The 22,106-nt window shown below is 50.5% G+C and carries 19 protein-coding genes, 4 pseudogenes and 1 riboswitch; of the genes and pseudogenes, 15 read left to right on the forward strand and 8 right to left on the reverse strand.

Annotated elements, in window-relative coordinates:
- Positions 1-597: pseudogene (locus AP057_RS11500) on the reverse strand (transposase); the annotation flags it as partial.
- Between the two features lie 274 nt (positions 598-871).
- Between AP057_RS11500 and AP057_RS11505 the strand changes: the two are divergent.
- The 6 genes and pseudogenes from AP057_RS11505 to AP057_RS11530 all read left to right on the forward strand — a co-directional run bounded on the left by AP057_RS11505 (position 872) and on the right by AP057_RS11530 (position 5,281).
- On the forward strand, positions 872-2,218 hold the full coding sequence (locus AP057_RS11505) for a cytochrome ubiquinol oxidase subunit I (protein ID WP_049625100.1): 1,347 nt from the start codon (positions 872-874) through the stop codon (positions 2,216-2,218).
- Complete coding sequence (locus AP057_RS11510) at positions 2,215-3,243, forward strand: cytochrome d ubiquinol oxidase subunit II (RefSeq protein ID WP_055358776.1); 1,029 nt, start codon at positions 2,215-2,217, stop codon at positions 3,241-3,243. The genes AP057_RS11505 and AP057_RS11510 overlap by 4 nt, the downstream gene beginning before the upstream one ends.
- 189 nt (positions 3,244-3,432) lie before the next feature.
- Complete coding sequence (locus AP057_RS11515; protein ID WP_033013879.1) at positions 3,433-3,723, forward strand: hypothetical protein; 291 nt, start codon at positions 3,433-3,435, stop codon at positions 3,721-3,723.
- A gap of 12 nt (positions 3,724-3,735) precedes the next feature.
- Positions 3,736-3,969 (forward strand): annotated as a pseudogene (locus AP057_RS11520) (multidrug efflux SMR transporter); the annotation flags it as partial.
- An 84-nt stretch (positions 3,970-4,053) separates the two neighbouring features.
- Positions 4,054-4,140, forward strand: a riboswitch (yybP-ykoY riboswitch).
- Positions 4,141-4,301: 161 nt separating this feature from the next.
- The gene (locus AP057_RS11525; protein ID WP_033013877.1) at positions 4,302-4,574 is read left to right on the forward strand and encodes a YkvA family protein; all 273 of its coding nucleotides are present in this window, start codon (positions 4,302-4,304) and stop codon (positions 4,572-4,574) included.
- A gap of 14 nt (positions 4,575-4,588) precedes the next feature.
- Positions 4,589-5,281 (forward strand): TerC family protein, encoded by a 693-nt coding sequence (locus tag AP057_RS11530; RefSeq protein WP_055358777.1) that lies wholly within the window; start codon positions 4,589-4,591, stop codon positions 5,279-5,281.
- 39 nt (positions 5,282-5,320) lie between these two features.
- Here AP057_RS11530 and AP057_RS11535 read toward each other — a convergent pair whose 3' ends face one another.
- Positions 5,321-5,770: a hypothetical protein gene (locus tag AP057_RS11535; protein ID WP_055358778.1), complete on the reverse strand. Its 450-nt coding sequence runs from the start codon at positions 5,768-5,770 to the stop codon at positions 5,321-5,323.
- Positions 5,771-6,184: 414 nt separating this feature from the next.
- On the opposite strand from AP057_RS11535, the gene AP057_RS11540 reads away from it, so the two are divergent.
- Both AP057_RS11540 and AP057_RS11545 read left to right on the forward strand, forming a co-directional pair.
- On the forward strand, positions 6,185-8,260 hold the full coding sequence (locus AP057_RS11540) for a carbon starvation CstA family protein (RefSeq protein ID WP_055358779.1): 2,076 nt from the start codon (positions 6,185-6,187) through the stop codon (positions 8,258-8,260).
- On the forward strand, positions 8,253-8,456 hold the full coding sequence (locus tag AP057_RS11545) for a YbdD/YjiX family protein (RefSeq protein ID WP_015374005.1): 204 nt from the start codon (positions 8,253-8,255) through the stop codon (positions 8,454-8,456). The genes AP057_RS11540 and AP057_RS11545 overlap by 8 nt, the downstream gene beginning before the upstream one ends.
- A gap of 173 nt (positions 8,457-8,629) precedes the next feature.
- Here AP057_RS11545 and AP057_RS11550 read toward each other — a convergent pair whose 3' ends face one another.
- The 3 genes from AP057_RS11550 to AP057_RS11560 all read right to left on the reverse strand — a co-directional run bounded on the left by AP057_RS11550 (position 8,630) and on the right by AP057_RS11560 (position 12,699).
- Entirely contained in the window at positions 8,630-9,961 is a 1,332-nt protein-coding gene (locus AP057_RS11550) for an IS4 family transposase (RefSeq protein WP_055358780.1), read from the reverse strand.
- Positions 9,962-10,212: 251 nt separating this feature from the next.
- Positions 10,213-11,346 carry an alanine dehydrogenase gene (gene ald / locus AP057_RS11555; protein ID WP_055358782.1) on the reverse strand — a complete coding sequence of 378 codons (1,134 nt, stop codon included), beginning with the start codon at positions 11,344-11,346 and terminating at the stop codon, positions 10,213-10,215.
- Positions 11,347-11,463: 117 nt separating this feature from the next.
- The gene (locus tag AP057_RS11560) at positions 11,464-12,699 is read right to left on the reverse strand and encodes a CdaR family transcriptional regulator (RefSeq protein WP_055358783.1); all 1,236 of its coding nucleotides are present in this window, start codon (positions 12,697-12,699) and stop codon (positions 11,464-11,466) included.
- Between the two features lie 201 nt (positions 12,700-12,900).
- Between AP057_RS11560 and AP057_RS17885 the strand changes: the two are divergent.
- The 6 genes and pseudogenes from AP057_RS17885 to AP057_RS11590 all read left to right on the forward strand — a co-directional run.
- Positions 12,901-13,164: pseudogene (locus AP057_RS17885) on the forward strand (isocitrate/isopropylmalate family dehydrogenase); the annotation flags it as partial.
- Positions 13,165-13,189: 25 nt separating this feature from the next.
- A complete protein-coding gene (locus AP057_RS11570; protein WP_055358785.1) occupies positions 13,190-13,684 on the forward strand; it encodes a PTS glucose transporter subunit IIA in 495 nt (164 codons plus the stop codon).
- Between the two features lie 18 nt (positions 13,685-13,702).
- Positions 13,703-14,533: a PRD domain-containing protein gene (locus AP057_RS11575; protein ID WP_055358786.1), complete on the forward strand. Its 831-nt coding sequence runs from the start codon at positions 13,703-13,705 to the stop codon at positions 14,531-14,533.
- Between the two features lie 193 nt (positions 14,534-14,726).
- Positions 14,727-16,103: a sucrose-specific PTS transporter subunit IIBC gene (locus AP057_RS11580; RefSeq protein ID WP_055358787.1), complete on the forward strand. Its 1,377-nt coding sequence runs from the start codon at positions 14,727-14,729 to the stop codon at positions 16,101-16,103.
- A 12-nt stretch (positions 16,104-16,115) separates the two neighbouring features.
- Complete coding sequence (locus AP057_RS11585) at positions 16,116-17,567, forward strand: sucrose-6-phosphate hydrolase (protein WP_055358788.1); 1,452 nt, start codon at positions 16,116-16,118, stop codon at positions 17,565-17,567.
- Positions 17,568-17,791: 224 nt separating this feature from the next.
- A pseudogene (locus AP057_RS11590) lies at positions 17,792-18,343 on the forward strand (MFS transporter); the annotation flags it as partial.
- Positions 18,344-18,914: 571 nt separating this feature from the next.
- Here the strand turns inward: AP057_RS11590 and AP057_RS11605 are convergent.
- The 3 genes from AP057_RS11605 to AP057_RS16460 all read right to left on the reverse strand — a co-directional run bounded on the left by AP057_RS11605 (position 18,915) and on the right by AP057_RS16460 (position 20,523).
- The gene (locus AP057_RS11605; RefSeq protein WP_013146668.1) at positions 18,915-19,232 is read right to left on the reverse strand and encodes a hypothetical protein; all 318 of its coding nucleotides are present in this window, start codon (positions 19,230-19,232) and stop codon (positions 18,915-18,917) included.
- A 15-nt stretch (positions 19,233-19,247) separates the two neighbouring features.
- Positions 19,248-19,724 carry a hypothetical protein gene (locus tag AP057_RS11610; protein WP_013146667.1) on the reverse strand — a complete coding sequence of 159 codons (477 nt, stop codon included), beginning with the start codon at positions 19,722-19,724 and terminating at the stop codon, positions 19,248-19,250.
- A 244-nt stretch (positions 19,725-19,968) separates the two neighbouring features.
- Positions 19,969-20,523, reverse strand: a complete 555-nt coding sequence (locus tag AP057_RS16460) for a DUF4277 domain-containing protein (protein WP_080985723.1) — start codon at positions 20,521-20,523, stop codon at positions 19,969-19,971.
- Between the two features lie 379 nt (positions 20,524-20,902).
- Here AP057_RS16460 and AP057_RS11620 point away from each other — a divergent pair, with 379 nt between their 5' ends.
- Positions 20,903-22,099, forward strand: a complete 1,197-nt coding sequence (locus AP057_RS11620) for an MFS transporter (RefSeq protein WP_055358789.1) — start codon at positions 20,903-20,905, stop codon at positions 22,097-22,099.
- The last annotated feature ends 7 nt before the right edge of the window (positions 22,100-22,106 follow it).

The following is a 22,106-nucleotide window of genomic DNA, read 5'->3' on the forward strand; positions in this document are numbered from 1 at the left end:
TCGAAACAAATACCGCACCTTGAAGGCTTGAGGATCCTGTTGAAACTGTTGGCGCTCCTTCTTGGTCATCCGGCGAAGGTTGGCCTGGTAAAACGGGCAAKCGTTGTTCTTGCACTTATAGATGTKGTATTCTTTGCGTTCCTTGATYTTTTCCAGCGTCTTTTTGCAGTGCGGGCAGCGAAAGACCGCTTGCTTGGTGAACCGATTTCGGTGGTTGAACCGGCACTGGCACACTTTGCATTGGTATTGCCCTTTTCCGCCGTTATTGGCGTACAGGTAAGAAGAGGGAGCCTGGCAGCGAGGGCAGGTCAACGAATCCGGAACACGGTGTTTCGCATTCGCGCGGCGCTGGATGGGCCGTAAAGGACGTCCGTGCTGGGCTTCATAGTCTGCCAACAGCTTCCGGTAATCAAGGGTTTCCGGCACATCGATGATCGGAAGGTCATCGACCTGAAGTTTCCGGTACGGCTTTTGGATGGGTTCGTCCAAGTCCTCGAGATTCAAGGATTTTCCCACGATCACACCCATCAAATACACAATGATTTGATATTGGGTCTTGATTATTTCGAGCAAATAGGCTAATAATTGAGGTAACAAAGCTTGTCACTCCTTTGTTTTGGCTGTTGGGTGTCGTTACCTCAATGATGGCCGAAAACAACGGGGGTGGCAAGCTTTTTTTCGTTCAACCGTTGAAACTCAAGGGAAAACCGTGAGTGTGGAGGATACACTTTTGACAATACCGTTTGTTCGCTCGGGGGGGTAGATATGTGGAAGCGGCATGAAAAAACGCTTGTGTTCGTTAGCTTTGCTGTTGCGGCTGTTGTCTTGCTTTCCTTGATTGGTCGCTTGTTTTCATAAGGGGGGATGAATCGTGAACGGTTACGATCCGGTGCTGCTTAGCCGTATTTTGACGGGATTGACGCTGACGGTCCACATCATTTATGCCACGATCGGCGTCGGGGTTCCACTGATGATCGCCATTGCCCAGTGGGTTGGGATTCGCAAAAATGATATGCATTACATCTTACTCGCTCGCCGCTGGACGCGCGGTTTTGTCATCACCGTAGCGGTCGGCGTGGTGACAGGAACAGCGATCGGCTTGCAGCTGTCGCTTTTATGGCCGAACTTTATGCAGCTGGCTGGCCAAGTGATCAGCTTGCCGCTGTTCATGGAGACGTTCGCCTTCTTTTTTGAAGCCATTTTCCTCGGCATTTATTTGTATACATGGGATCGGTTCGAAAATCAGAAAAAACATTTGCTTTTGCTTATCCCGGTGGCAATCGGGTCTTCAGCATCAGCCATGTTTATTACGATGGTGAACGCGTTTATGAATACGCCGCAAGGGTTTGAATTTAAAAACGGCGAGCTTGTCAACATCGATCCAATCGCGGCTATGTTCAACCCAGCGATGCCGACGAAAGTCGCCCATGTGCTGGCGACTTCGTATATGACGTCAGCATTCGTGCTTGCTTCGATCGCCGCTTGGCATTTATGGAAAGGCAATCGTCACATTTATCATCGCAAGGCACTTCATTTAATGATGAAAACAGCTTTTATTTTTTCGGTAGCCAGTGTATTGATTGGCGACTTATCGGGCAAATTTTTAGCCGAATACCAGCCAGAAAAGCTGGCGGCCGCTGAATGGCATTTTGAAACGAGCTCCCACGCGCCGCTCGTGTTGTTTGGCATGCTGACAGAGGATGGCGAGGTGAAGTATGCCATTAAAATCCCATATGCGTTAAGCATTTTGGCGCACAACCACCCGGGGGCGGTTGTGACCGGGCTGAACGAATTTCCGGAAGATGAACGCCCACCACTGTACATTCATTACTTATTCGATGTGATGGTCACGATCGGGGTGTTTTTAATGGTTGTCGCAGCCGCGTATTGGCTCGGATCGATTTTCCGATGGAAGTGGACGGCGAAAAAGTGGTTTTTTGGACTGCTGGTGGCGGGAGGGCCGCTGGCGATGGTTGCGATTGAGGCGGGATGGTACTTAGCGGAAGTCGGGCGGCAGCCGTGGATTTTGCGTGGCTATATGAAAACGGCGGAAGGAGCGACATCGTCGGCGCATGTGGATACGATGCTTGTGTTGTTTTGCCTTTTGTATATGGTGTTAGTAATTGCGAGCGCAATAGTGCTCATCCGTATGTTCCGCCGCAACCCGGTTGAACGGGAGCTGGCAGAGCGGGCCAATAATGGGGAGGTGGCGCCATGACGCTCGAAGTCATTGGCATTTCGGTGTTATGGCTGTTTTTGTTCGGGTACATTATCGTTGGCTCGATTGATTTCGGGGCTGGGTTTTTCAGCGCCTATAGCCATTGGGCAAACAAACAGCATATTTTGCACCGCATCATTCAGCGCTATCTTTCCCCTGTATGGGAAGTGACGAACGTCTTTCTTGTCTTTTTCTTTGTCGGCATTGTCGGCTTTTTTCCGAAAACGGCGTATTATTACGGTTCTATTTTGCTTGTCCCGGCGAGCATCTCCATCATTTTGTTAGCTATTCGCGGCTCGTACTATGCGTTTCATACGTATGGGGGGACGGAACGGAACTGGTATTTAATCGCTTATGGATTGACGGGGTTGTTTATTCCGGCCTCCCTGTCCATCGTGTTGACGATTTCTGAAGGCAGGTTTGTGGAGGTAGGCGCCTCAGGCGTTACGCTGGATTATGGGAAGCTGTTTGCAAGCCCGTTGTCATGGAGCATTGTGCTGCTCAGTGTGACGAGCGTTCTTTACATTTCTGCCGTTTTCTTAACGTACTATGCGGACGAGGCCAAGGATGAACGGGCGCGGGCGCTGTTGCGCCGCTACGCTCTTCTTTGGAGCGGGCCGACGATGTTGTCAGCGCTGCTCATTATTTACCAGCTCCGCTACCATAATCCCGAGCATTACGCCAACCTATGGAATGTGGCGTGGATGCTGGTCATTTCCTTTTTGTGTTTTGTCATTACCGTTTGGCTGCTTTGGCGGCAGCGGCGGTTCGGCTGGGCGTTTATTGCGCTGTTGTTTCAATACGCGTTCGCCTTTTACGCCTATGGCATTTCACATTATCCGTATTTGTTATACCCGTATTTGACGATTTATGACGGGTTTACGAATGAGACGATGGCTATGGCGTTGATCGTCGCGTTTATTGCCGGCCTCCTGTTATTAATTCCGTCACTTTATTTGCTTATGCGCCTCTTTGTGTTTAACAAGGCGTACGTTAAAGGAAAATGGGAAGGGGGAAAAGGATAATGCAAACATTTTTGATCATGTATGCGCCGATGATCATCGTCGCCCTGTCGATTATCGCCGCGTTTTGGGCTGGTTTGAAAGATGTGCACGTAGATGAGTAAACACAATTTCAGCGTCTTGGTAATGCATAGTTTGCCGCCAATCGCCCACACTAGCGGATGACAACGAATAGAGAAAGGATGGGCGATCATGAAAGAAATATTGGAGCGTGTGAAAGAGCAGCTGGAACAATCGTTTGACGAACCGCGCTCGACGAGTCTTGATGGGGCGATTCATGAGCTTGAACGGTTAAAAGCGAGCGCCAGGGATAAACGGCAAATGATCGAAGATGTCATCCGTGCGGTGACTCACGCGCGCAATGCGCGAATGGAGCTGGCCGAGGCGGGAGATGAATCGGCGACAAACGCTTTCGCTGAGGCCTACCGGGCGCTCGATCAAGCGATTGAATCGTACAGTGGCGTCGATAACGACCCGGTGTAAGACGGATGGGGGCCCCCTTGGCCTTCTGTTGTGACGATTGCGGGGATGGCGGCGAGCTTTTACTCACTGGCGATAAAAACGTTGCCGATCGGCACCGCCTATGCGGTGTGGACGGGAATCGGAGCGCTCGGGGCGGCCTTGGTCGGCATGTTGTTTTTAAACGAGCCGATCAACGCGCTGCGGGTGGCGTTTTTGCTTTGCATTCTTGTCGGAGTCATTGGTTTGAAGTTTACGGCGGGGCAATAAATTGGATTCATTTCTTGCCAAGAAAAAGAGTTGACAACAGGTATAAATATTGAATATCATGAAAATATAAAAACGAATATAGTTTCTTTTGTTAAAGGGGAGTAGCTTTAACAACAAAGTCGTCAGTTCAGGGCGCATGCCCTCGGCTTTGTTGGCAACGGCGACGTTGTTAGCGAGACCTTTACCGATGTTGGTAAAGGTCTCTTTTACTTATGAAGGCCTTTACCAAGGATGGTAAAGGCCTTCTTTCATGTCATGGAACAAAAGGGGGAAGATAATCGTAAAAGAAGATAGGTTCAGCTTCAAAAAGAACAAAAAGCGGAGGGGATGACATGCGCAAATGGTGGAAACGACTTCGCTTCATCGTCCATGTCCGGCGTTTTCTACCGTTTTTGTTCGAATTTTTCGTTTCTCATGAAGTGCCAATGCGAAAAAAATTGTTTTCTGTCGGTTTGCTGCTTTTGTATATAGCGTTGCCGCTTGACCTCATTCCAGATTGGATTGCGTTGTTTGGTTTGATCGATGATTTGACCGTCTTCCTGTTTATTTTGCAACAAGTCATCAAGATGGCGCCGATTTCGCTAAAGGAAAAATATAACTTGTGAAGGGGGATTGTTCCATGGATGTATTGTCAGCGGAGTTTTGGACGGCGTTGCTGTCGATCATTATTATCGATCTTTTGCTGGCAGGGGATAACGCCATTGTGATTGGATTGGCGGCCCGCAACTTGCCGAAACATCAGCAAAAAAAGGCCGTTGTCTGGGGAACGGTCGGCGCTGTCGTCATCCGGGCGCTGGCAACGATTTTTGTCGTCTGGCTGCTGAAAATCCCAGGGCTTTTGCTTGTCGGCGGTGTGCTGCTTGTCTGGATCGCTTACAAGCTGCTTGTTGAGGGGAAGGGCCACGACGATGTTGAAGCCGGGGGAAATTTATGGGAGGCGATTCGCACGATCATTATTGCCGATGCGTTGATGGGGCTTGACAACGTATTGGCGGTCGCCGGCGCCGCGCACGGAAACTTTTTCCTCGTCGTTCTTGGGTTGCTCATTTCCGTTCCGATTATGGTGTGGGGCAGCACGCTTATTTTAAAATGGATCGAGCGCTTCCCAATCATTATTACGATCGGCGCCGGTGTCCTCGCTTGGACGGCGGCGAAAATGATCGTCGATGAGCCGTTTTTAAAGGCGTATTTTGCCAATCCTGCCGTGAAGTATGGATTTGAGTTGCTTGTTGTTGCCGCTGTCATTGTGGCGGGAACGATGAAAAAAAGAAAAAGCGCCAAAGAGACGCAACCGAAAGCCGCCAATGAATAATTGGCGGCTTTTGTGGCTGGGCAATCACCAAGCGGATGGCTATTTCCATTTCAGCAGCAGAAATTGCAGCAGCCATCCAATGGAGAGCCCGGGGATGACAGATAAGATCGGCAGCCAAATCGGTCCAAAAAACACGCCGCGGATCGTCACGTGCGACGAGTACATCAAGCCGACCGTCACAAAGTAGGCAGAGACGACAAACGGCAAAAACGAGTACGGCGTTTGCCCGCCGCCAGCGTCTTTAAACGCATCCCACATGGCAAAAAAGTATAAACATGGATAAAACATCAGCCATCCGATATCGACAATGCGGGCGGCCTCATCCGTACGTCCCAAAAAGCTGAGGCGGATGGCTTCATTGAAATGGGATTGGGTGTTAATCACAAATTCCAACGCAATAAACAAAATTCCTTTTATATACTTTTTGTTCAACAGTTGCCCGAATCCAGGCAAAGCAATGCTCCATAACAATGCTTCGATCGCTTTCACCTTTTCGAACCCTTTACTGAGATAGTATTAGTTGATCGTTGCTTTGTCCGTTGCACCGTCAGATGGACCTGGAGACAATAGATGGGTGTAATTACATTTTTTTACTAAAAAGACTTGTTTTAGGCTCTTCACCACAACATGTACTTGACAAGCAATACGGTTTCCTGCACAAAGATATGCAAAACGTGCTGATTTTCCCTCACAAGCGTAAATAGGGTATGTTCAGAAAAAATCAAGTACAACTTTTAGTGAAGAGCCTTGTTTTATACTTTTTTGCAATAGGAAGGAAGGAAAACTTTCCTATAGAACCAAACGATATGTTAGCTGAAGATAAAAAATACTTTAAATTTTTCTGAATAATGAATATAATAGTTGCATAAAGGATTTTGACAAATAAATAAAGGGGGAAGCCGTGTGAAGGGGATAAAATCGATTTTGTTATGGGGCCTGATTTCCGTCCTTGGGGCCGCAGCGTTTGCCATTTTGGCTTTAAGCCGCGGCGAATCGGTCAACGCCATATGGCTGATCGTCGCCGCCGTCTGCACGTATGCGGTCGCTTATCGGTTTTACAGCCGGTTTATCGCCCGCAAAGTGTTTGGTCTTGATGATAACCGGAAAACGCCAGCGGAAGTGTTCAATGACGGGAAGGACTATGTTCCGACGAACAAATGGGTGCTATTTGGCCATCACTTTGCCGCTATTGCGGGTGCGGGACCGCTTGTCGGACCGATTTTGGCCGCGCAGATGGGCTATCTGCCTGGGACGCTTTGGATTGTGATCGGTGTTTTGCTCGGCGGAGCGGTGCAAGACTTTGTCATTTTGTTCGCTTCGATGCGCCGCAACGGGAAGTCGCTCGGCGAAATGATTAAGGAAGAAATGGGTCCGGTGACGGGCTTGATCGCAGCGCTTGGCATTTTGGGCATTATGATTATTTTATTGGCCGTATTGGCGCTCGTTGTCGTGAAAGCGCTTATCGGAAGCCCGTGGGGGATGTTTACGATCGCCGCGACGATTCCGATTGCGATTTTGATGGGCATTTACATGCGCTTCATCCGTCCAGGTCGTGTTGCCGAGGCGTCGCTTGGGGGATTTGTGCTGTTGATTTTGTCGATTGTGGCCGGTCAGTACGTCGCAGAGCATCCGACGCTTTCGGCGATGTTTACGCTCAAAGGGGAAACGATCGCGATCTTAATGATCATTTACGGATTTGTCGCTTCGGCGCTGCCGGTATGGCTGCTGCTTGCGCCGCGTGACTATTTGAGCACATTCTTGAAAATCGGCACCATCGTCGGATTGGCGCTTGGCATTTTCGTTGTGATGCCGGATTTGCAAATGCCGGCAGTGACGAAATTTATCGACGGTACAGGACCGGTCTTCGCCGGCAATTTGTTCCCGTTCTTGTTCATCACGATTGCCTGCGGCGCAGTGTCCGGGTTCCACGCGCTCGTTTCATCCGGCACGACGCCGAAGATGATTGAGCTTGAAAGCCATGCGCGGCCGATCGGCTACGGTGCGATGTTGATGGAGTCGTTCGTGGCGGTTATGGCGATGGTGGCGGCTTGCGTCCTGACGCCAGGGGCGTATTTTGCCATCAACAGCCCGGCGGCAATGATCGGCACGGATGTCGTTCAGGCGGCCAAAGTCGTGTCATCGTGGGGATTTACGATCACCCCTGACATGCTGACGGAGCTGGCGAAGGACGTCGGCGAGCAAACGGTGTTGTCGCGCACGGGCGGGGCGCCGACGTTGGCGATCGGGATGGCGCACATTTTATCGAGCGCCATCGGTGGCAAGGCGCCCATGGCGTTCTGGTATCACTTTGCCATCCTGTTCGAAGCGCTGTTCATCTTGACGACGATTGACGCTGGCACGCGCGTCGGCCGCTTTATGATCCAAGATATTATGGGGACGTTCTACAAGCCGCTTGGCAAAACGGATTCGCTTGCCTCGAACTTGATCGCCACGACCCTTTGTGTGTTGGCGTGGGGTTACTTCCTGTACCAAGGCGTCGTCGATCCGCTTGGGGGCATCAACACCCTATGGCCGCTGTTTGGCATCGCCAACCAAATGTTGGCGGGCATCGCCTTGTTGTTTGCGACGACCATTCTATTTAAAATGGGCAAAAAGGCTTATGTTTGGGTGACGCTCGTGCCGACGACATGGCTTTTGGTCGTCACGCTGACGGCGGGGTATCAAAAGCTGTTCCATGAAAACGTTAAAATTGGTTTCTTGTCGCATGCGAAAATGTTCCAAGACAGCTTGAGCCAAGGCAAAATTTTGGCGCCGGCCACGAATGAGGCGCAAATGCGGCAAATTATTATGAACGACTACATTGATGCGACATTGTGTGCGATTTTCATGCTCGTTGTGATTGCGATGTTGATCTCGGCGTTGAACATCTGGATCAAAGTGCTGCAAAACAAACATGTGCCGCTCAAAGAAGCGCCGTACGTGCCGCGCGATGGAGAAGGAGCGAAGCATTATGCCTAAATGGCTGCAAACTGTGTTGGCCTATCGCCGGCAGTTTCTTGACTTGCTTGTCGGCGTGCCGAGTTATGAAAAATATGTCGAGCATATGAAAACCCATCATCCGGGTGAGCCGATCAAGTCGCGGAAAGAGTTTTTCTGCGAGGCGCAAGAGGCGCGCTACAATGCCAAGGGCGGCAAAGTGTCGCGTTGCTGCTAGCGGCTGGAAAGGAAGGAGGGGGGTCCCATACCCGTCAAGTTTAGCGGTATAAAATTTTTAAGACGATACTCGTGTTCATCCCCGCAGTGAATGATGGGGATCACATCCATTATTGGGCATACCAAATACCCCTCCAGAAGAGGGGTATTTGGTATTTATATCCATATCTAATTCTACCATATCTCTAATTTCGTTAAGATATCTGATGCCGTTTCTTCCCCTTTCCTTCGACCTTTCTTGGCATGTTTTCGTAACAGGGAAAGGAGAGAGAAAAGGTTGATTTCCGCCATATGCGAACGCAAAAGCAACTGGTGCCAATACGATTGGAGAAGATCGAGCGCTTTCCGTTCACTGATTTCAATGTCTTCCTTTTGATGCCAATACATCCGAGCTTGAAACAGAAACGTCTGGGTGACCAAAATGGCAATCAACGTCCCGTATAAATGGCATTCGAAACGTTCTTTTTTCATCTCCTTGACTTTCTCCAAATCAAATACGGATTTCCAGGCTTTAAACAACAATTCAATTTGCCAGCGCAGGGAATAGAGCTCATAAACCTGTTGACCATCAAACGACTCTTGTGGTAAATTCGTCAGTAAGATGTGGTATTTCTTTTGTTCGAGGGTTTGGCGTGCCAGCGCCTTCCCTTTTCTTTTTTCCTTTTTCCGCACATACGCCATCCGTTTTTGCCATTCTTCCGCCGTCAGACGGCGGAAAACCAACCGTGGAACATACAAGCGTTCATGTCCGATGTACACATGTTCCATTTCCACTGATTCCCCTTCCTCTAATTGATTCCYAAGGGATTCCCAATCCCATTCCTTCCACTGGCCATTCTCCTTGATATACACTTTCATATCGGAACGGAGCCGAGTAATATAATACGCTCCGCGGGCGTCGATCTCGGACAGTGCGGCAACGGAGAAAAAGCCCAAATCCCGAATACATAGGTCATTCGGTAAAATCGTATGCTGGGCATGATAGGCAAAACGAGCGTCCGAGTCATTGGCCGATTGAACGCATAGCTGAAGGCAGGCGCCGGATAACAAGTCATATTCAAACTGAATTTTCACCCCCGACGAAACGGAACCTCGATAGTCTTCCCCATAGTCAGCGGGAACCAAAAAGCTGGTTGAGTCCAAAATCCGCAGGCGGGTAAAACAAGTTCGATAGGTCTCCATGGCTGACAAAAGCAATGGACGTTGATGCAGGAGGAGAAGGAAAAACACTTCTCGCAAAAATGCCACGGCCCGATCGGTAAAACGCTGATTCAAGCCTTCGCTTGAAAGGGAACAGCCATGCCAGAGCGTCAAGGCCGCACACAACCGCTGAAGCGACTGTTTGGCCAGTGAGCCATCTCCCCATGCACAGAGAGTCAGAAAGGCTTCCGCCGTTAACGAACGCTGCCGCCGGATAAAGCCTGTTTTCCGTGCGAGACGGGTTAATTCTTCGGGAGAAAAGAGTTGACGAATGGTTTGAATCCATGCTTTCATTTGTTTTTCCATGAAAAAAATCCTTTCTAACGTGGAGTGTTCGTTAGAAAGGATACCATGTTTTTGACGATGCACAAAGACCAAAATTCTTAACTTGATGGGTATGGTGACATACTCCCGCCGCCTACGCTCACTTGCAGAAATGGCGGCCTTGTCGGTTTAGGACGATAAAAAAAGCCGCCCGCTATGAGCGGGCGATCATGGGAATGGACAATGATGAACAGGCGGCCGGCAGCGCGCGTTGTCGGCCGCGTCCATCATGGTTAGTTGGCGGCCAACGTTTTCCCGAGCGCTTCGCGGGCCGGGACGTAGCGGTAATTGAGGTCGCGGGCGACGGCTTCGTACGTGATTTCGCCGTTGGCGACGTTGACGCCAAGCTCGAGCGCCGGGTTGTCCGTAATGGCTTGCATGACGCCTTTATTGGCGATTTGCAAGGCGTATGGGATCGTGACGTTCGTCAAGGCGATCGTCGAGGTGCGCGGGACAGCACCCGGCATGTTGGCGACCGCATAATGAACGACGCCGTGTTTGACGTACGTCGGGTTGTCATGTGTTGTGACGTGGTCGCTTGTTTCGACGATGCCACCTTGGTCGATGGCGACATCGACGATGACCGACCCCGGTTTCATCGCTTTCACCATGTCCTCGGTGACGAGCTTCGGCGCCCGCGCTCCCGGGATGAGGACAGCACCGATGACAAGGTCGGCCTCTGCGACCGCCTCGGCAATGTTCATCGGGTTGGACATGAGCGTCGTAATTTGGTTGCCGAAAATGTCGTCAAGCTCGCGCAGGCGATCCGCGTTCAAGTCGATGATCGTGACATCTGCCCCGAGGCCGACCGCGACTTTTGCCGCATTCGTGCCGACGACCCCGCCGCCGATGATGACTACTTTGCCGCGGGCGACGCCAGGGACGCCGCCAAGCAAAATGCCTTTGCCGCCGTACGGCTTTTCCAAAAATTGCGCCCCGATTTGCGCCGCCATCCGCCCGGCGACTTCGCTCATCGGCGTCAACAGCGGCAGCGTGCGGCCGACTTGCACAGTTTCATAGGCGATGGCGATAACGCCGCTTTCTTTTAAGGCGCGCGTCAACTCTGGGTCGGCGGCCAAATGCAAGTAGGTGAACAGCACAAGCCCCGGACGGAAGAAGCGGTATTCGCTTGGCAGCGGCTCTTTCACTTTCATCACCATATCTGCTTGCGCCCACACATCTTCCGCTCGCTCGATGATTTGTGCTCCGGCACGGGCGTAATCATTGTCGCTGAAACCGCTTCCAACCCCTGCCTCTTTCTCAATGAGCACTGTATGTCCTGCCTGAACGAACGACAATACGCCAGCCGGCGTAATGGCGACACGGTTTTCGTTATTTTTAATTTCCTTTGGCACTCCAATAATCATGAATATGGTTCCTCCTCATCAAAAGTGGCCTTACTTATAGTATAAAAGAGACGGAACGGGCCGGGCATTGTTCAAAAAAGAGAAAGAAGCCCCCGGTTTTTGTGGATTTCCACAAATTCAACCGCGCGCTTCGTATTTCGCTAATTTAATATCAATGTATAATTTGATTTTTTGATTCATGTCATTGAGATCAAGCTCGGCGATGTCGGCAATCCGCTTGAGCCGATAAGCAAGCGTGTTCGGGTGAACGTTGAGGACGTCGGCGGTTTCTTGCACATTTTCGTTATGGTCAAAAAATGTTTCAAACGTTTTCACCAAGTCGCTGTGATGTTTGCGGTCATAGGCTTGCAATTTCTCAAGCGCCGGGTTGGTCCAGCCTCCTTGCCGTTTTTTTTCAAGCAAAAAGTCAAAAAATTGGTAAATACCGAGTTGGGCGTAGCCGTAAACCGACTTGATTTCATCGCCGAGCTTTTCTTTCAGCGCCAGGACGGCGAGCGCTTCGTGGTAGCTTTTTTCAATGAGGCGATAGGCATCGTACACGCCGCCAAACCCGCACTGCACATCGTGGATGTGAAATCGTTCTTTCATTTTGGCGGCGAACGATTCGATGAATGCACTCAGCTCTTTCAGCGGCTGGTCAGTTTTGGGCGCCCCAAGCAAAATCACATCGCGGCCGTCGGTCGTATAAAGAAGGAGCGGGAGTTGCTGAGTCGTCTGCAAGAGATAAGAAATTTGCCGCTCCATTTCGGCGGTCAAATCAGCGGCAAAGCGGAAGACGACAACGGCAAACTGCGGTGCGGTCGGGATTTGCATGGCAGCGAGATGGGCGCGAATCTCGTCTTCGGCCGCGATATGGCTCGTCAGCAACTTCCAAAACAGCTCCTGCACCCGCTCTTCTTTTTTGTTTTTGCGCATATACAGCTGCAACACTTTGTTTTTCGCTGCCTTGGCGGCAAGCTTGAGCCATTCCATCTCCTCAGGCGACAGCGTCCGGTTCGTTTCCAGCACCCAGATGAAACCGATCACCTCATCGTTTTTCCAGATCGACACAGCGACGCGGCTGCCGAGGCCGACGTCATGAATCGGCGGCACGCGCACCGGCTCGCGGCTTTTGAGCAGCGCCGGGATGGCGCCTTGTTTCCATAAGCTGTTGATCACTTTTTCCGGGACGCGCCGGCTGATGATCGTCGCCGTCCGCGCCGGATCGGTGTAATCGTCATGGGCGCTGTAGGCGATGAGCCGATGGTTCGCATCTTCGATCGTCACCGGGCATTTCAGCACGTCGCTGACGCGGTCGGCAAACTCTTCAAGGCTGTCAAATTCGCCGCGGAACGGGTCGGTATCATAAGACATATTGACTCCCTCGCATCGTCCATATGATTTGTAGTTTCATTTTATCATAAATGTGAATCCACCACCGTTATTGTATGATGAAAGAAAGGAATGGCTGCGCTTTCTGTCCAAGGAAGGAAAGAAGGAATTCTCCCAAGAATGAAAAAATGGGACATTGCCGTCATTCCCAGCGACGGAATTGGCAAGAAAGCCGTTCTCGTGGCGAACATGAACGTCAACGGCAAATATCCGTCGATGTTTGAACCGGTGCACGGTTTGGCGCCGGATATTTACGGCAAAGGTATCGCCAATCCGATTGGGCAAATTTAGACAGCGAAGTTGATGTCTGACCATTTCGTTGAAGAAGAGCTCGGCGCCTTGTTGCTAAAAACGATTGGAGATGTTACCGCCGATGGCATCAAAACGCCGAATCTTGGCGGCACGGCTTGCGGTTTTCTTCCGTTTCGGTATACTGTTTTCAGATGAACTGCAAAAGAAAGGATGATGTTCGTTGTTCAAAAAATGGTTTGGCAAGCAACAGCCGAAGGAAGAGATGATCACCGCACCGCTTGACGGGACGATTGTGCCGCTTGAAGACGTGCCGGATCCGGTGTTTGCGCAAAACATGATGGGCGATGGTATCGCCATCGACCCGGCGGATGGGGATGTCGTCGCTCCGGTCGATGGCGAAATCATTCAGCTCTTTCCGACGAAACACGCCATCGGCTTGCGTTCGGCAGCGGGTGTGGAGTTGCTCATCCATGTCGGCATCGACACCGTGTCGATGAACGGGGAAGGGTTTACCGCTTATGTCAAAGCCGGCGACCGAGTGAAGCGGGGCGATCGGCTTCTTTCTGTCGACTTGCCACTTGTGCGCGAGAAAGCGAAAAGCGCGGTGACGCCCATCATCATCACGAATGGTGATGCGCTTGAAAGTTTGGAGAAAAAAGCAGGGACATCGGCAGCAAAAGGTGAGACGGTCTTATTTCATGTGAAAATGAAATAAGGGCGGCAGGGAGGACATATGGCGTTTCGCATCCATAAGATTTTAAACAACAACGCCGTTGTCGTGCTCGATGAAGGCAAAGAGAAAATTGTCATGGGCCCGGGGATTGCGTTTCAAAAGCGGAAAAACGATCTCATCCCCCCGGGCCGCATTGAGAAAATTTTCGTCATGGAAGAAGAAAATGAGAAGTTCCAGCAATTGCTTCGCACGTTGCCAGAAGAACATATCGATATTGCCGAAGAAATTATCAGCTATGCGGAAGGCAAACTGCAAGCACCGCTCAGCGACCATATTCATATTGCGCTGACTGATCATTTGTCGTTTGCCATCGAGCGGTTGAAGCAAGGTTACCGCATTCAAAACAAATTGCTCAATGAAATTAAAGTGCTATATAAGGCGGAGTATGAAATTGGGCTATGGGCGAAACAGTTGATCAAAGAGCGGCTTGGCATCGAGATTCCCGATGACGAGGTGGCCCATATCGCCCTTCATATTCATACGGCGAAACTCGATGCCGCCAGCATGAACAAAACGATGCGCGAGACGACGCTCATTCATGAACTCGTTGACCTTATCCAAACGGAGCTCGGCATATCGATCGATAAGGAAAGCATTTCATACCAGCGGCTGCTCACTCATTTGCGCTTTGCCTTAAGCCGCATCGAAAACGGGGAGCCGATTCATTCGATGGATGAGGAGATGCTTGCGCTCATTCAGACAAAATATGCAAGGGAATGGGCGTGTACACAAAAAGCGGCAAGCTATGCAGAGAAGGAATATGGCATCCGTTTTCCGGAGGAGGAACTCGCCTATATCGTCCTCCATATCCAACGGTTGCGAAAGCGTTGACAAAAACAGCAAGTTGCCGTATAATGCAAAACAGACAACGAAATATTGCGGGATTGTAACTGCTTCGAGCAGGCAAGACCTAAAACGTATGAAGGGAACGGCAAGTGAGTCATGCCGCTAGATCGCCCTTTGTATGTTTTAGGTCTTTTTTGTTTTTCATTTCACCATCATTCAGAAGGAGAGTAGTTCACCGATGAATTATGAACACATTGCTAAACAACTCATCCCGCTCCTTGGCGGGAAAGAAAACATCATTAGCGCGACCCATTGCGCAACAAGGCTTCGGCTTGTTTTAAAGGACGAGAAAAAGGTTGATGCAAAAACCATTGAAAACATTGAAGGGGTTAAAGGGGCGTTTTCCAGCTCCGGACAGTTTCAAATTATTTTTGGCACCGGCGTGGTGAATAAAGTGTATGAAGCGTTTGTCCGGGAAGCAGGGATACAGCAAGGTGATGCTGATGCTCATCAAGAAGCCATCAAGCAAAAAATGAATCCGCTCGCCCGCTTTGCGAAGACGTTGTCAAACATTTTTGTCCCAATCATCCCAGCCATTGTCGCGAGCGGTTTGTTAATGGGTTTGCTTGGGATGATGAAGGCGTTCAAATGGGTGGCGGCAGACAGCCCGCTGTATATTTTGCTTGATATGTTTTCGAGTGCGGCGTTTATTATTTTGCCAATTTTAATCGGCTTTAGCGCGGCGAAAGAATTTGGAGGCACGCCGTTTTTAGGGGCGGTCATCGGCGGTATTATGACTCACCCGGCGCTATTAAACCCGTGGGGATTGGCCGAGGCCAAGCCAAAATATATGCATTTTCTTGGCTTTGATATCGCTATGGTCGGGTATCAAGGGACGGTCGTGCCGATTTTGCTGGCGACGTATGTGATGAGCAAAGTGGAGCGTGGATTGCGAAAAGTTGTTCCCCATGCGGTCAGTTTGCTTGTTGTTCCATTTGTGACCGTCATTTTGACGGGATTTATTACGATTTTGGCCATTGGTCCGCTCGGCAATTTGATTGGCGATGGGATTACGAAGGTGTTGAACTTTGTTTACCATCATGGCGGTGCGTTAGCTGGCCTTATCTTTGGTGGATTGTACTCGATGATCGTCATTACCGGTGTGCATCATAGCTTTCATGCCATTGAAGCGAACTTGTTGGCGAAACTTGGGGTCAACTATTTACTGCCAATTTGGTCGATGGCCAACGTCGCCCAAGGCGGCGCCGGTTTGGCTGTATTTGTCAAATCGAAGCGGACAAAAACAAAAGAGATTGCGTTGCCGGCGGCCTTGTCAGCTTTTTTAGGCATTACCGAGCCAGTCATTTTCGGGGTGAACTTAAAATACCGGAAGCCGTTTATCGCTGCGGCCATTGGCGGCGCGCTCGGCGGAGCGTACGTCGTATTTACGAATGTAGTAGCTAATGCCTACGGGTTGACCGGCATCCCGATGATCGCCATCGTTGCGCCGGAAGGGCTCACGAACTTAATGCACTACTTAATCGGTTTTGCCATTGCCGTCGTTTCAGCGTTTGTGGCGACATTCCTTCTAAAGTTCCGTGAAGAAGAAGAGTGAGGGGACAAGCGGATGAAATCCGAACGGGAACAGAAACTTATTGAACAAGCATACGCTGAAGTCGAAAAATATGAGACTCTTGTCAATCGTGACCGGTATCGGCTTCGCTACCATCTCATGCCTCCTGTCGGGTTGATGAACGATCCAAACGGGCTGATCGACTGGCACGGAACGTATCACGTCTTCTACCAATGGATGCCGTTTCGCACCGGCCATGGCGCCAAGTTCTGGGGGCATTATACATCCCCAGACTTGGTTCATTGGCAAGCAGCGCCGATTGCGTTAGCGCCAAGCGAATGGTATGACAAAGATGGTTGCTATTCCGGCAGTGCGATTAGTTGCGATGGAAAACTCGTGCTGTTTTACACTGGCAATGTGAAAGATGAACAAGGAAACCGCCAAACGTACCAATGCATGGCCGTATCGGAAGATGGCATTCATTTTACAAAAAAAGGCGTCGTCATTACACTTCCGGACGGATATACGGCCCATTTCCGCGATCCGAAAGTATGGCGGTATCAGGGCCATTGGTATATGATCCTGGGGGCGCAAAGCGAAAGCGGCGATGGAAAAGCGGTGCTGTTTCGTTCCGCTGATCTTTGTCATTGGGAGCATCTTGGCCCAATTGCTGGCGGCAACATGAACGGGCTTGGTCCGTTTGGCTATATGTGGGAATGCCCAGACTTGTTTCCATTAGATGGGCAAGACGTGCTCATCGTCTGCCCGCAAGGATTAAAACCGGACGGCATGCGCTACCAAAACGTCTACCAGTCAGGTTATTTTGTCGGCCGCTTCGACTACGAACGGGCCGAATTCCTTCACGGGACGTTTGAGGAGCTTGACCGCGGCTTTGAATTTTACGCTCCGCAAACGATGCTTGACCGGAACGGGCGGCGCATCCTCATCGGCTGGATGGGTGTGCCGGACCAGGATGAAGACCGCCAGCCGACAGTGAGCCACCGCTGGGTGCACGCGCTCACCTTGCCGCGCGAACTTCGCCTCACTGGCGGCAAGCTGAGACAGACGCCAGTGGAAGAGCTGAAACAGTTGCGCAAACAAAAAGTAGCATATCCAAGCGCCACTGTGGTGAATGAGCTGAGGTCATGGGCGGGACTCGAGGGAGATGCGATCGAACTTCGCCTCGACAATATCGAACTGTTCGGAAGCATGATGGAAATTTACTTTCGCCATGCGGCTCGCCTTGTTTACAATAGTGACGAAGGGGTATTGACGCTTGAACGGAAAAGCTTTGTGAACGGGCTGACGGAGAAGCGGCAATGTCGATTGCCACGTCTTCGTTCGCTTCATGTTTTCCTTGATACGTCATCGATCGAACTGTTCGTCAATGATGGCGAAGAGACGTTCACTGCGCGGTTTTTTCCGCATCCGGACGACCGAACGATTCTGTTCGGAACCCACGGACATCTTCATATGGATATCGAGAAATGGGATTTGTTAAGATGAACTTGCAGTAAACAGGCTGCCAAACAAGCGCTGGTCGTTTGGCGGCTTTTTTATCATTTCGGGTCAAGAAGCGCCATTCCCAGCGAGGGCGTAGGGGAGAGATCGTTTCCGTGTGGCGGTTCGTTTTGTGAGAGAATGAGCAATATATGATTGAATTTGCCCCTTTCCCCTTCTATAATGAATATAGATCGTGTCTTGACACTAATAATGACAGGGGGATACACATGAATCAACCGATGATTTCCCAGCGCAAGCTGTTAGGCATTGCCGGTCTCGGTTGGCTGTTTGACGCGATGGATGTCGGCATGTTGTCGTTTTTGATGGCGGCCTTGCAAAAAGACTGGAACTTGACAGCCGAACAAGTCGGCTGGATCGGCAGCGTCAACTCGATCGGCATGGCCGTTGGGGCGCTCGTGTTCGGGCTGCTTGCGGACCGGATCGGCCGGAAAAACGTTTTTATTTTCACATTGTTGCTGTTCTCGATCGGCAGCGGGCTGTCGGCGCTGACAACGACGTTGGCGGCGTTTTTGGCGCTCCGCTTTTTGATCGGCATGGGGCTTGGCGGCGAGCTGCCGGTCGCGTCAACGCTCGTCTCAGAAGCGGTGCCGGCTGCCGACCGCGGCCGGGTTGTCGTGCTGCTTGAAAGCTTTTGGGCTGGCGGTTGGCTGTTGGCGGCGCTCATCTCGTATTTCGTCATACCAGCTTACGGATGGCGGACGGCGTTATGGCTGGCGGCGATTCCAGCGCTGTATGCGATCTATTTGCGCCTCCGCCTCAGCTTTCAGTCTTCGATTCTCTTCCTCTAAACTGCACTCTTTTTTTCGGGGTCTTCCCTTGAATGGAGACTTGGATGTCCCGCGCCGTTCTTCGAGCCCTTTTCGACCATGTTCATGATAACGTTTTACCCAAAGTCTGATCGTTTTCGTGCAGGGAATCCCTATAACTCTTGGCATATCCGCTTATATCCCCATCCTTCTTCGATGTACATCTGGACAGCCCTCCATTTAAACTCCACGGAATAGGTGGTCTTCCCTTTCGGTGTTTGCTTGGTCTCGAACATAAACAAATCCCTCCAGTGTTTTTCATGACAGTATGGGCATTTTCCCAACTGTCTACACTAGAGGGATAATATCAAGCGAGAAGGGCTCCTTTTTCATCCCGACAACTTCTCCAGCCTCGCGCACAACTCATGCTGCCACTCAACGTCGCCGGTCATGCTGGCCAGTAGCGACAGGTTTTTGAGTTTCGCGATCTCCATACTCTCTTGACATTGACAGAATCGTTTGGTGAAGATTTGGATGTTTTGAAGAAAAATAAACCCGCCTCGACATGGGCGGGTTTTTTCTGTCAATCCAAATACTTCTCGCATAACGATACGAACTTTCCATCTGACTTTAGCCCTTCCAAAATGCTTCTCAACATTGCACTTCTTTTGGGAAGCTGCTTCTCGAACTCTGCCACAAATGTGTCCTTGTCCCACTGTGATTTGCCAGCGTGATAAAACAGCTTTTCCAGGCGTTCCAACTCGTCGGCAGTAAAGCCAGTGGCTAAGGCCAGAATCGCAAAGCTTTTGTGCTCCTTGTTCACCATATCTAAGAGTAACGTAATTGCGTCGGTGGCTAGACTCAATTTTGCTTCAAGATCCTTGATTCTTTCCTCGTTCATAGCACCCTCCTTGTACTATAGTAATACCCAGTCTACGAATTTTGAAATGACCCAACCAACCTGTCTCGCTGTACTCAGTGGTACTCCCAGATCATATAACGCCCCGCTAACTTGATCTTGAATGATTTGGATAGAAAGGTCTTTCCAAGAAGCTATGGTCCGCAAGGTATCAGCAATATTATCGGCATATTCCCTGATAGTATCTGCTACCTTTTTACTGCCGTAGTCCTCAACAAAGTCGAGCAATTTTTTAATGGCTTGCGATTCCAGCATGTCTGCTAACGTCAATACCGCTTTCTTGAGAGCTGCAGTTTTGATACCCTGTGTTTCTACCTTTGGCGACACTGTGTTGACCTTCGCCACAGAAGGGGTGAGTTGTGACACCGTGTTTGTCTCTGCGGCAAAAACAGAAGTAGGTACTGCTACCGCCAAAACAGACAGAGCTAAAACAGGAGATAAAATTCTTTTGAACAACTTCATAGACAGCTTCATAAATTCCCCCTCCCTTTTATCGGTTTATTTATTTCAATGAATACTATAAAAGGTTAAAAAAGTAAAAGTATGTCGCAATTTGTCGTTCACAAAAAGTTCATATAACCCATATTAGTACTCACATTTCGCACCCTAACAGGGTTGAAAGAAAGGATTTTTTATTTCGTTTTTTAGAATAACTTTCCGACCAACACAACGAGTGATGGAAATCTTTTTTTACCATATCTGGTCGTTCCGTATCACGTTACACGTAAATGCTCTCATCCATGCCCAATCCCTGCAGAATCCTTCGCTGATCCGGGGTGAGGGAGCGATCCAGTGAGCGTTGGATGCGTCCATCCGGCAGCTTGAACAGGACGACGTTCACGTATGGAAACAGCTGAAAAATCGCCTGTCCCGTCGGACGGGTCAGCTTGCGGCCTCCAGGACCCTTCAACGGGTGTTCGGGAGTCATGAACGGACGCACCCGGCGCTGAAAGACGCGGTAAATGCCGGCCTCATACAGACGATCGAGATGACGGGTCAACGCATCGTCATTCAACTGGGAAGGATGGAGCCCGGAACGGATGAGTTTCTCCAGGTCGATCGTGTGCCCCCATTGTTCCAAGTGAACGAGGGCTTGCCGGCCGTCAAACACATTGTAGAGAATGGCTTGAACGGCATCGTTGACTCGAGTCTGGCACTGCGGATCGACGGGAACGAGATGGTCAATCGATTGGGGGAAACCCAGTTTTTTGAATAGAGCACTTATGATATTCAAATAAGAATTGCGATAGACCGATTCGACTTGCACATCCATGAGAGAAAAACTCCTTCACTTTCCTTGTGTGTCAAGGATTCATTCGACATCGGAACGAAAAAATCCTCCCGATTTTCGTCGGAAGGGTGCGAAATGTGAGGTCGAAATCAACATCATGAACGAGGGAACGAAGAAAGGATTTGATGCTTTGCCAAAAGGTTGTACTGGCGCCTATCATGAAAAGCATGGCAGCTGATTTTAGCCGAACTTTTTGTTCCAACCATGGAACGATGGCTGGATCGCGATGTTGGTGTTTGATCCTGTTATTCAAGGCTTCGAGCTGATTTTTCGCAAAAATTATCAACCGTATAGTGCACAGGCCAATGATTTTCTTTTATAATGAATATGTCTTTACACTAATAATGATAGGAAGATACACATGAACCAAACCGCGATTTCCCAGCGCAAGCTGTTAGGCATTGCCGGTCTCGGTTGGCTGTTTGACGCCATGGACGTCGGGATGCTGTCGTTTTTGATGGCCGCCTTGCAAAAAGACTGGAATTTGACGGCCAGCCAAGTCGGCTGGATCGGCAGCGTCAACTCGATCGGCATGGCCGTTGGGGCGCTCGTGTTCGGATTGCTTGCGGACCGGATCGGGCGGAAAAACGTTTTTATTTTCACATTGTTGCTGTTCTCGCTTGGCAGTGGGCTGTCGGCGCTGACGACGACGTTGGCGGCGTTTTTGGCGCTCCGCTTTTTGATCGGCATGGGACTTGGCGGCGAGCTGCCGGTCGCGTCAACGCTCGTCTCAGAAGCGGTGCCAGCTAAGGATCGCGGCCGGGCTGTCGTGCTGCTCGAGAGCTTTTGGGCCGGCGGGTGGCTATTGGCAGCGCTCATCTCGTATTTCGTTATCCCGGCTTACGGATGGCGGACGGCGTTATGGCTGGCGGCGATTCCAGCGCTGTATGCGATCTATTTGCGCCTCCGCCTGCCCGATTCGCCGCGGTTTGCGGCCGCGCAAAAAGAGGAGACGGTGTGGAGCAATATCGTCAAAGTATGGTCCGCTCCTTATCGGAAAGAGACGGTCATGCTTTGGCTCCTTTGGTTTTGCGTCGTCTTTTCGTATTACGGCATGTTTTTATGGCTGCCGAGTGTCATGGTCATGAAAGGGTTCAGCTTGATTAAAAGTTTTGAGTACGTGCTCATCATGACGCTGGCGCAATTGCCCGGCTATTTCAGCGCCGCATGGCTGATCGAGCGGGCGGGGCGGAAATTTGTCTTGGTCACGTACTTGCTTGGCACATCATTGAGCGCTTACTTTTTCGGCACGGCCGAGTCGCTCGTCGGGCTGATGGCATCCGGCATTTTCTTGTCGTTTTTCAACCTCGGCGCTTGGGGAGCGCTGTATGCGTATACGCCGGAGCAGTATCCGACGTCGATTCGTGCGACCGGCGCCGGCATGGCGGCGGCGTTTGGCCGCATCGGCGGCATTTTTGGCCCACTGTTGGTCGGCTCGCTTGTCGCCCAAGGGGTGTCGGTGACGATGATTTTCACGCTGTTTTGCCTCGCTGTTCTTGTCGCCGTTCTTTCTGTCGCCGTCCTCGGCAAAGAGACGAAGCAGCAAGAGCTCGCTTAAGTTGACA

This window comes from Geobacillus sp. Sah69 (assembly GCF_001414205.1).
GTDB lineage: Bacteria > Bacillota > Bacilli > Bacillales > Anoxybacillaceae > Geobacillus > Geobacillus stearothermophilus.

Coding starts and splice junctions, on each gene's coding strand:
- AP057_RS11515 (WP_033013879.1), top strand. CDS start 3,433: ATGAAAGAAATATTGGAGCGTGTGAAAGAGCAGCTGGAACAATCGTTT.
- AP057_RS16460 (WP_080985723.1), bottom strand. CDS start 20,523: ATGGATGTGCAAGTCGAATCGGTCTATCGCAATTCTTATTTGAATATC.
- AP057_RS11510 (WP_055358776.1), top strand. CDS start 2,215: ATGACGCTCGAAGTCATTGGCATTTCGGTGTTATGGCTGTTTTTGTTC.
- AP057_RS11530 (WP_055358777.1), top strand. CDS start 4,589: ATGGATGTATTGTCAGCGGAGTTTTGGACGGCGTTGCTGTCGATCATT.
- AP057_RS11585 (WP_055358788.1), top strand. CDS start 16,116: ATGAAATCCGAACGGGAACAGAAACTTATTGAACAAGCATACGCTGAA.
- AP057_RS11610 (WP_013146667.1), bottom strand. CDS start 19,724: ATGAAGCTGTCTATGAAGTTGTTCAAAAGAATTTTATCTCCTGTTTTA.
- AP057_RS11545 (WP_015374005.1), top strand. CDS start 8,253: ATGCCTAAATGGCTGCAAACTGTGTTGGCCTATCGCCGGCAGTTTCTT.
- AP057_RS11605 (WP_013146668.1), bottom strand. CDS start 19,232: ATGAACGAGGAAAGAATCAAGGATCTTGAAGCAAAATTGAGTCTAGCC.
- AP057_RS11560 (WP_055358783.1), bottom strand. CDS start 12,699: ATGTCTTATGATACCGACCCGTTCCGCGGCGAATTTGACAGCCTTGAA.
- ald (WP_055358782.1), bottom strand. CDS start 11,346: ATGATTATTGGAGTGCCAAAGGAAATTAAAAATAACGAAAACCGTGTC.
- AP057_RS11580 (WP_055358787.1), top strand. CDS start 14,727: ATGAATTATGAACACATTGCTAAACAACTCATCCCGCTCCTTGGCGGG.
- AP057_RS11620 (WP_055358789.1), top strand. CDS start 20,903: ATGAACCAAACCGCGATTTCCCAGCGCAAGCTGTTAGGCATTGCCGGT.
- AP057_RS11575 (WP_055358786.1), top strand. CDS start 13,703: ATGGCGTTTCGCATCCATAAGATTTTAAACAACAACGCCGTTGTCGTG.
- AP057_RS11525 (WP_033013877.1), top strand. CDS start 4,302: ATGCGCAAATGGTGGAAACGACTTCGCTTCATCGTCCATGTCCGGCGT.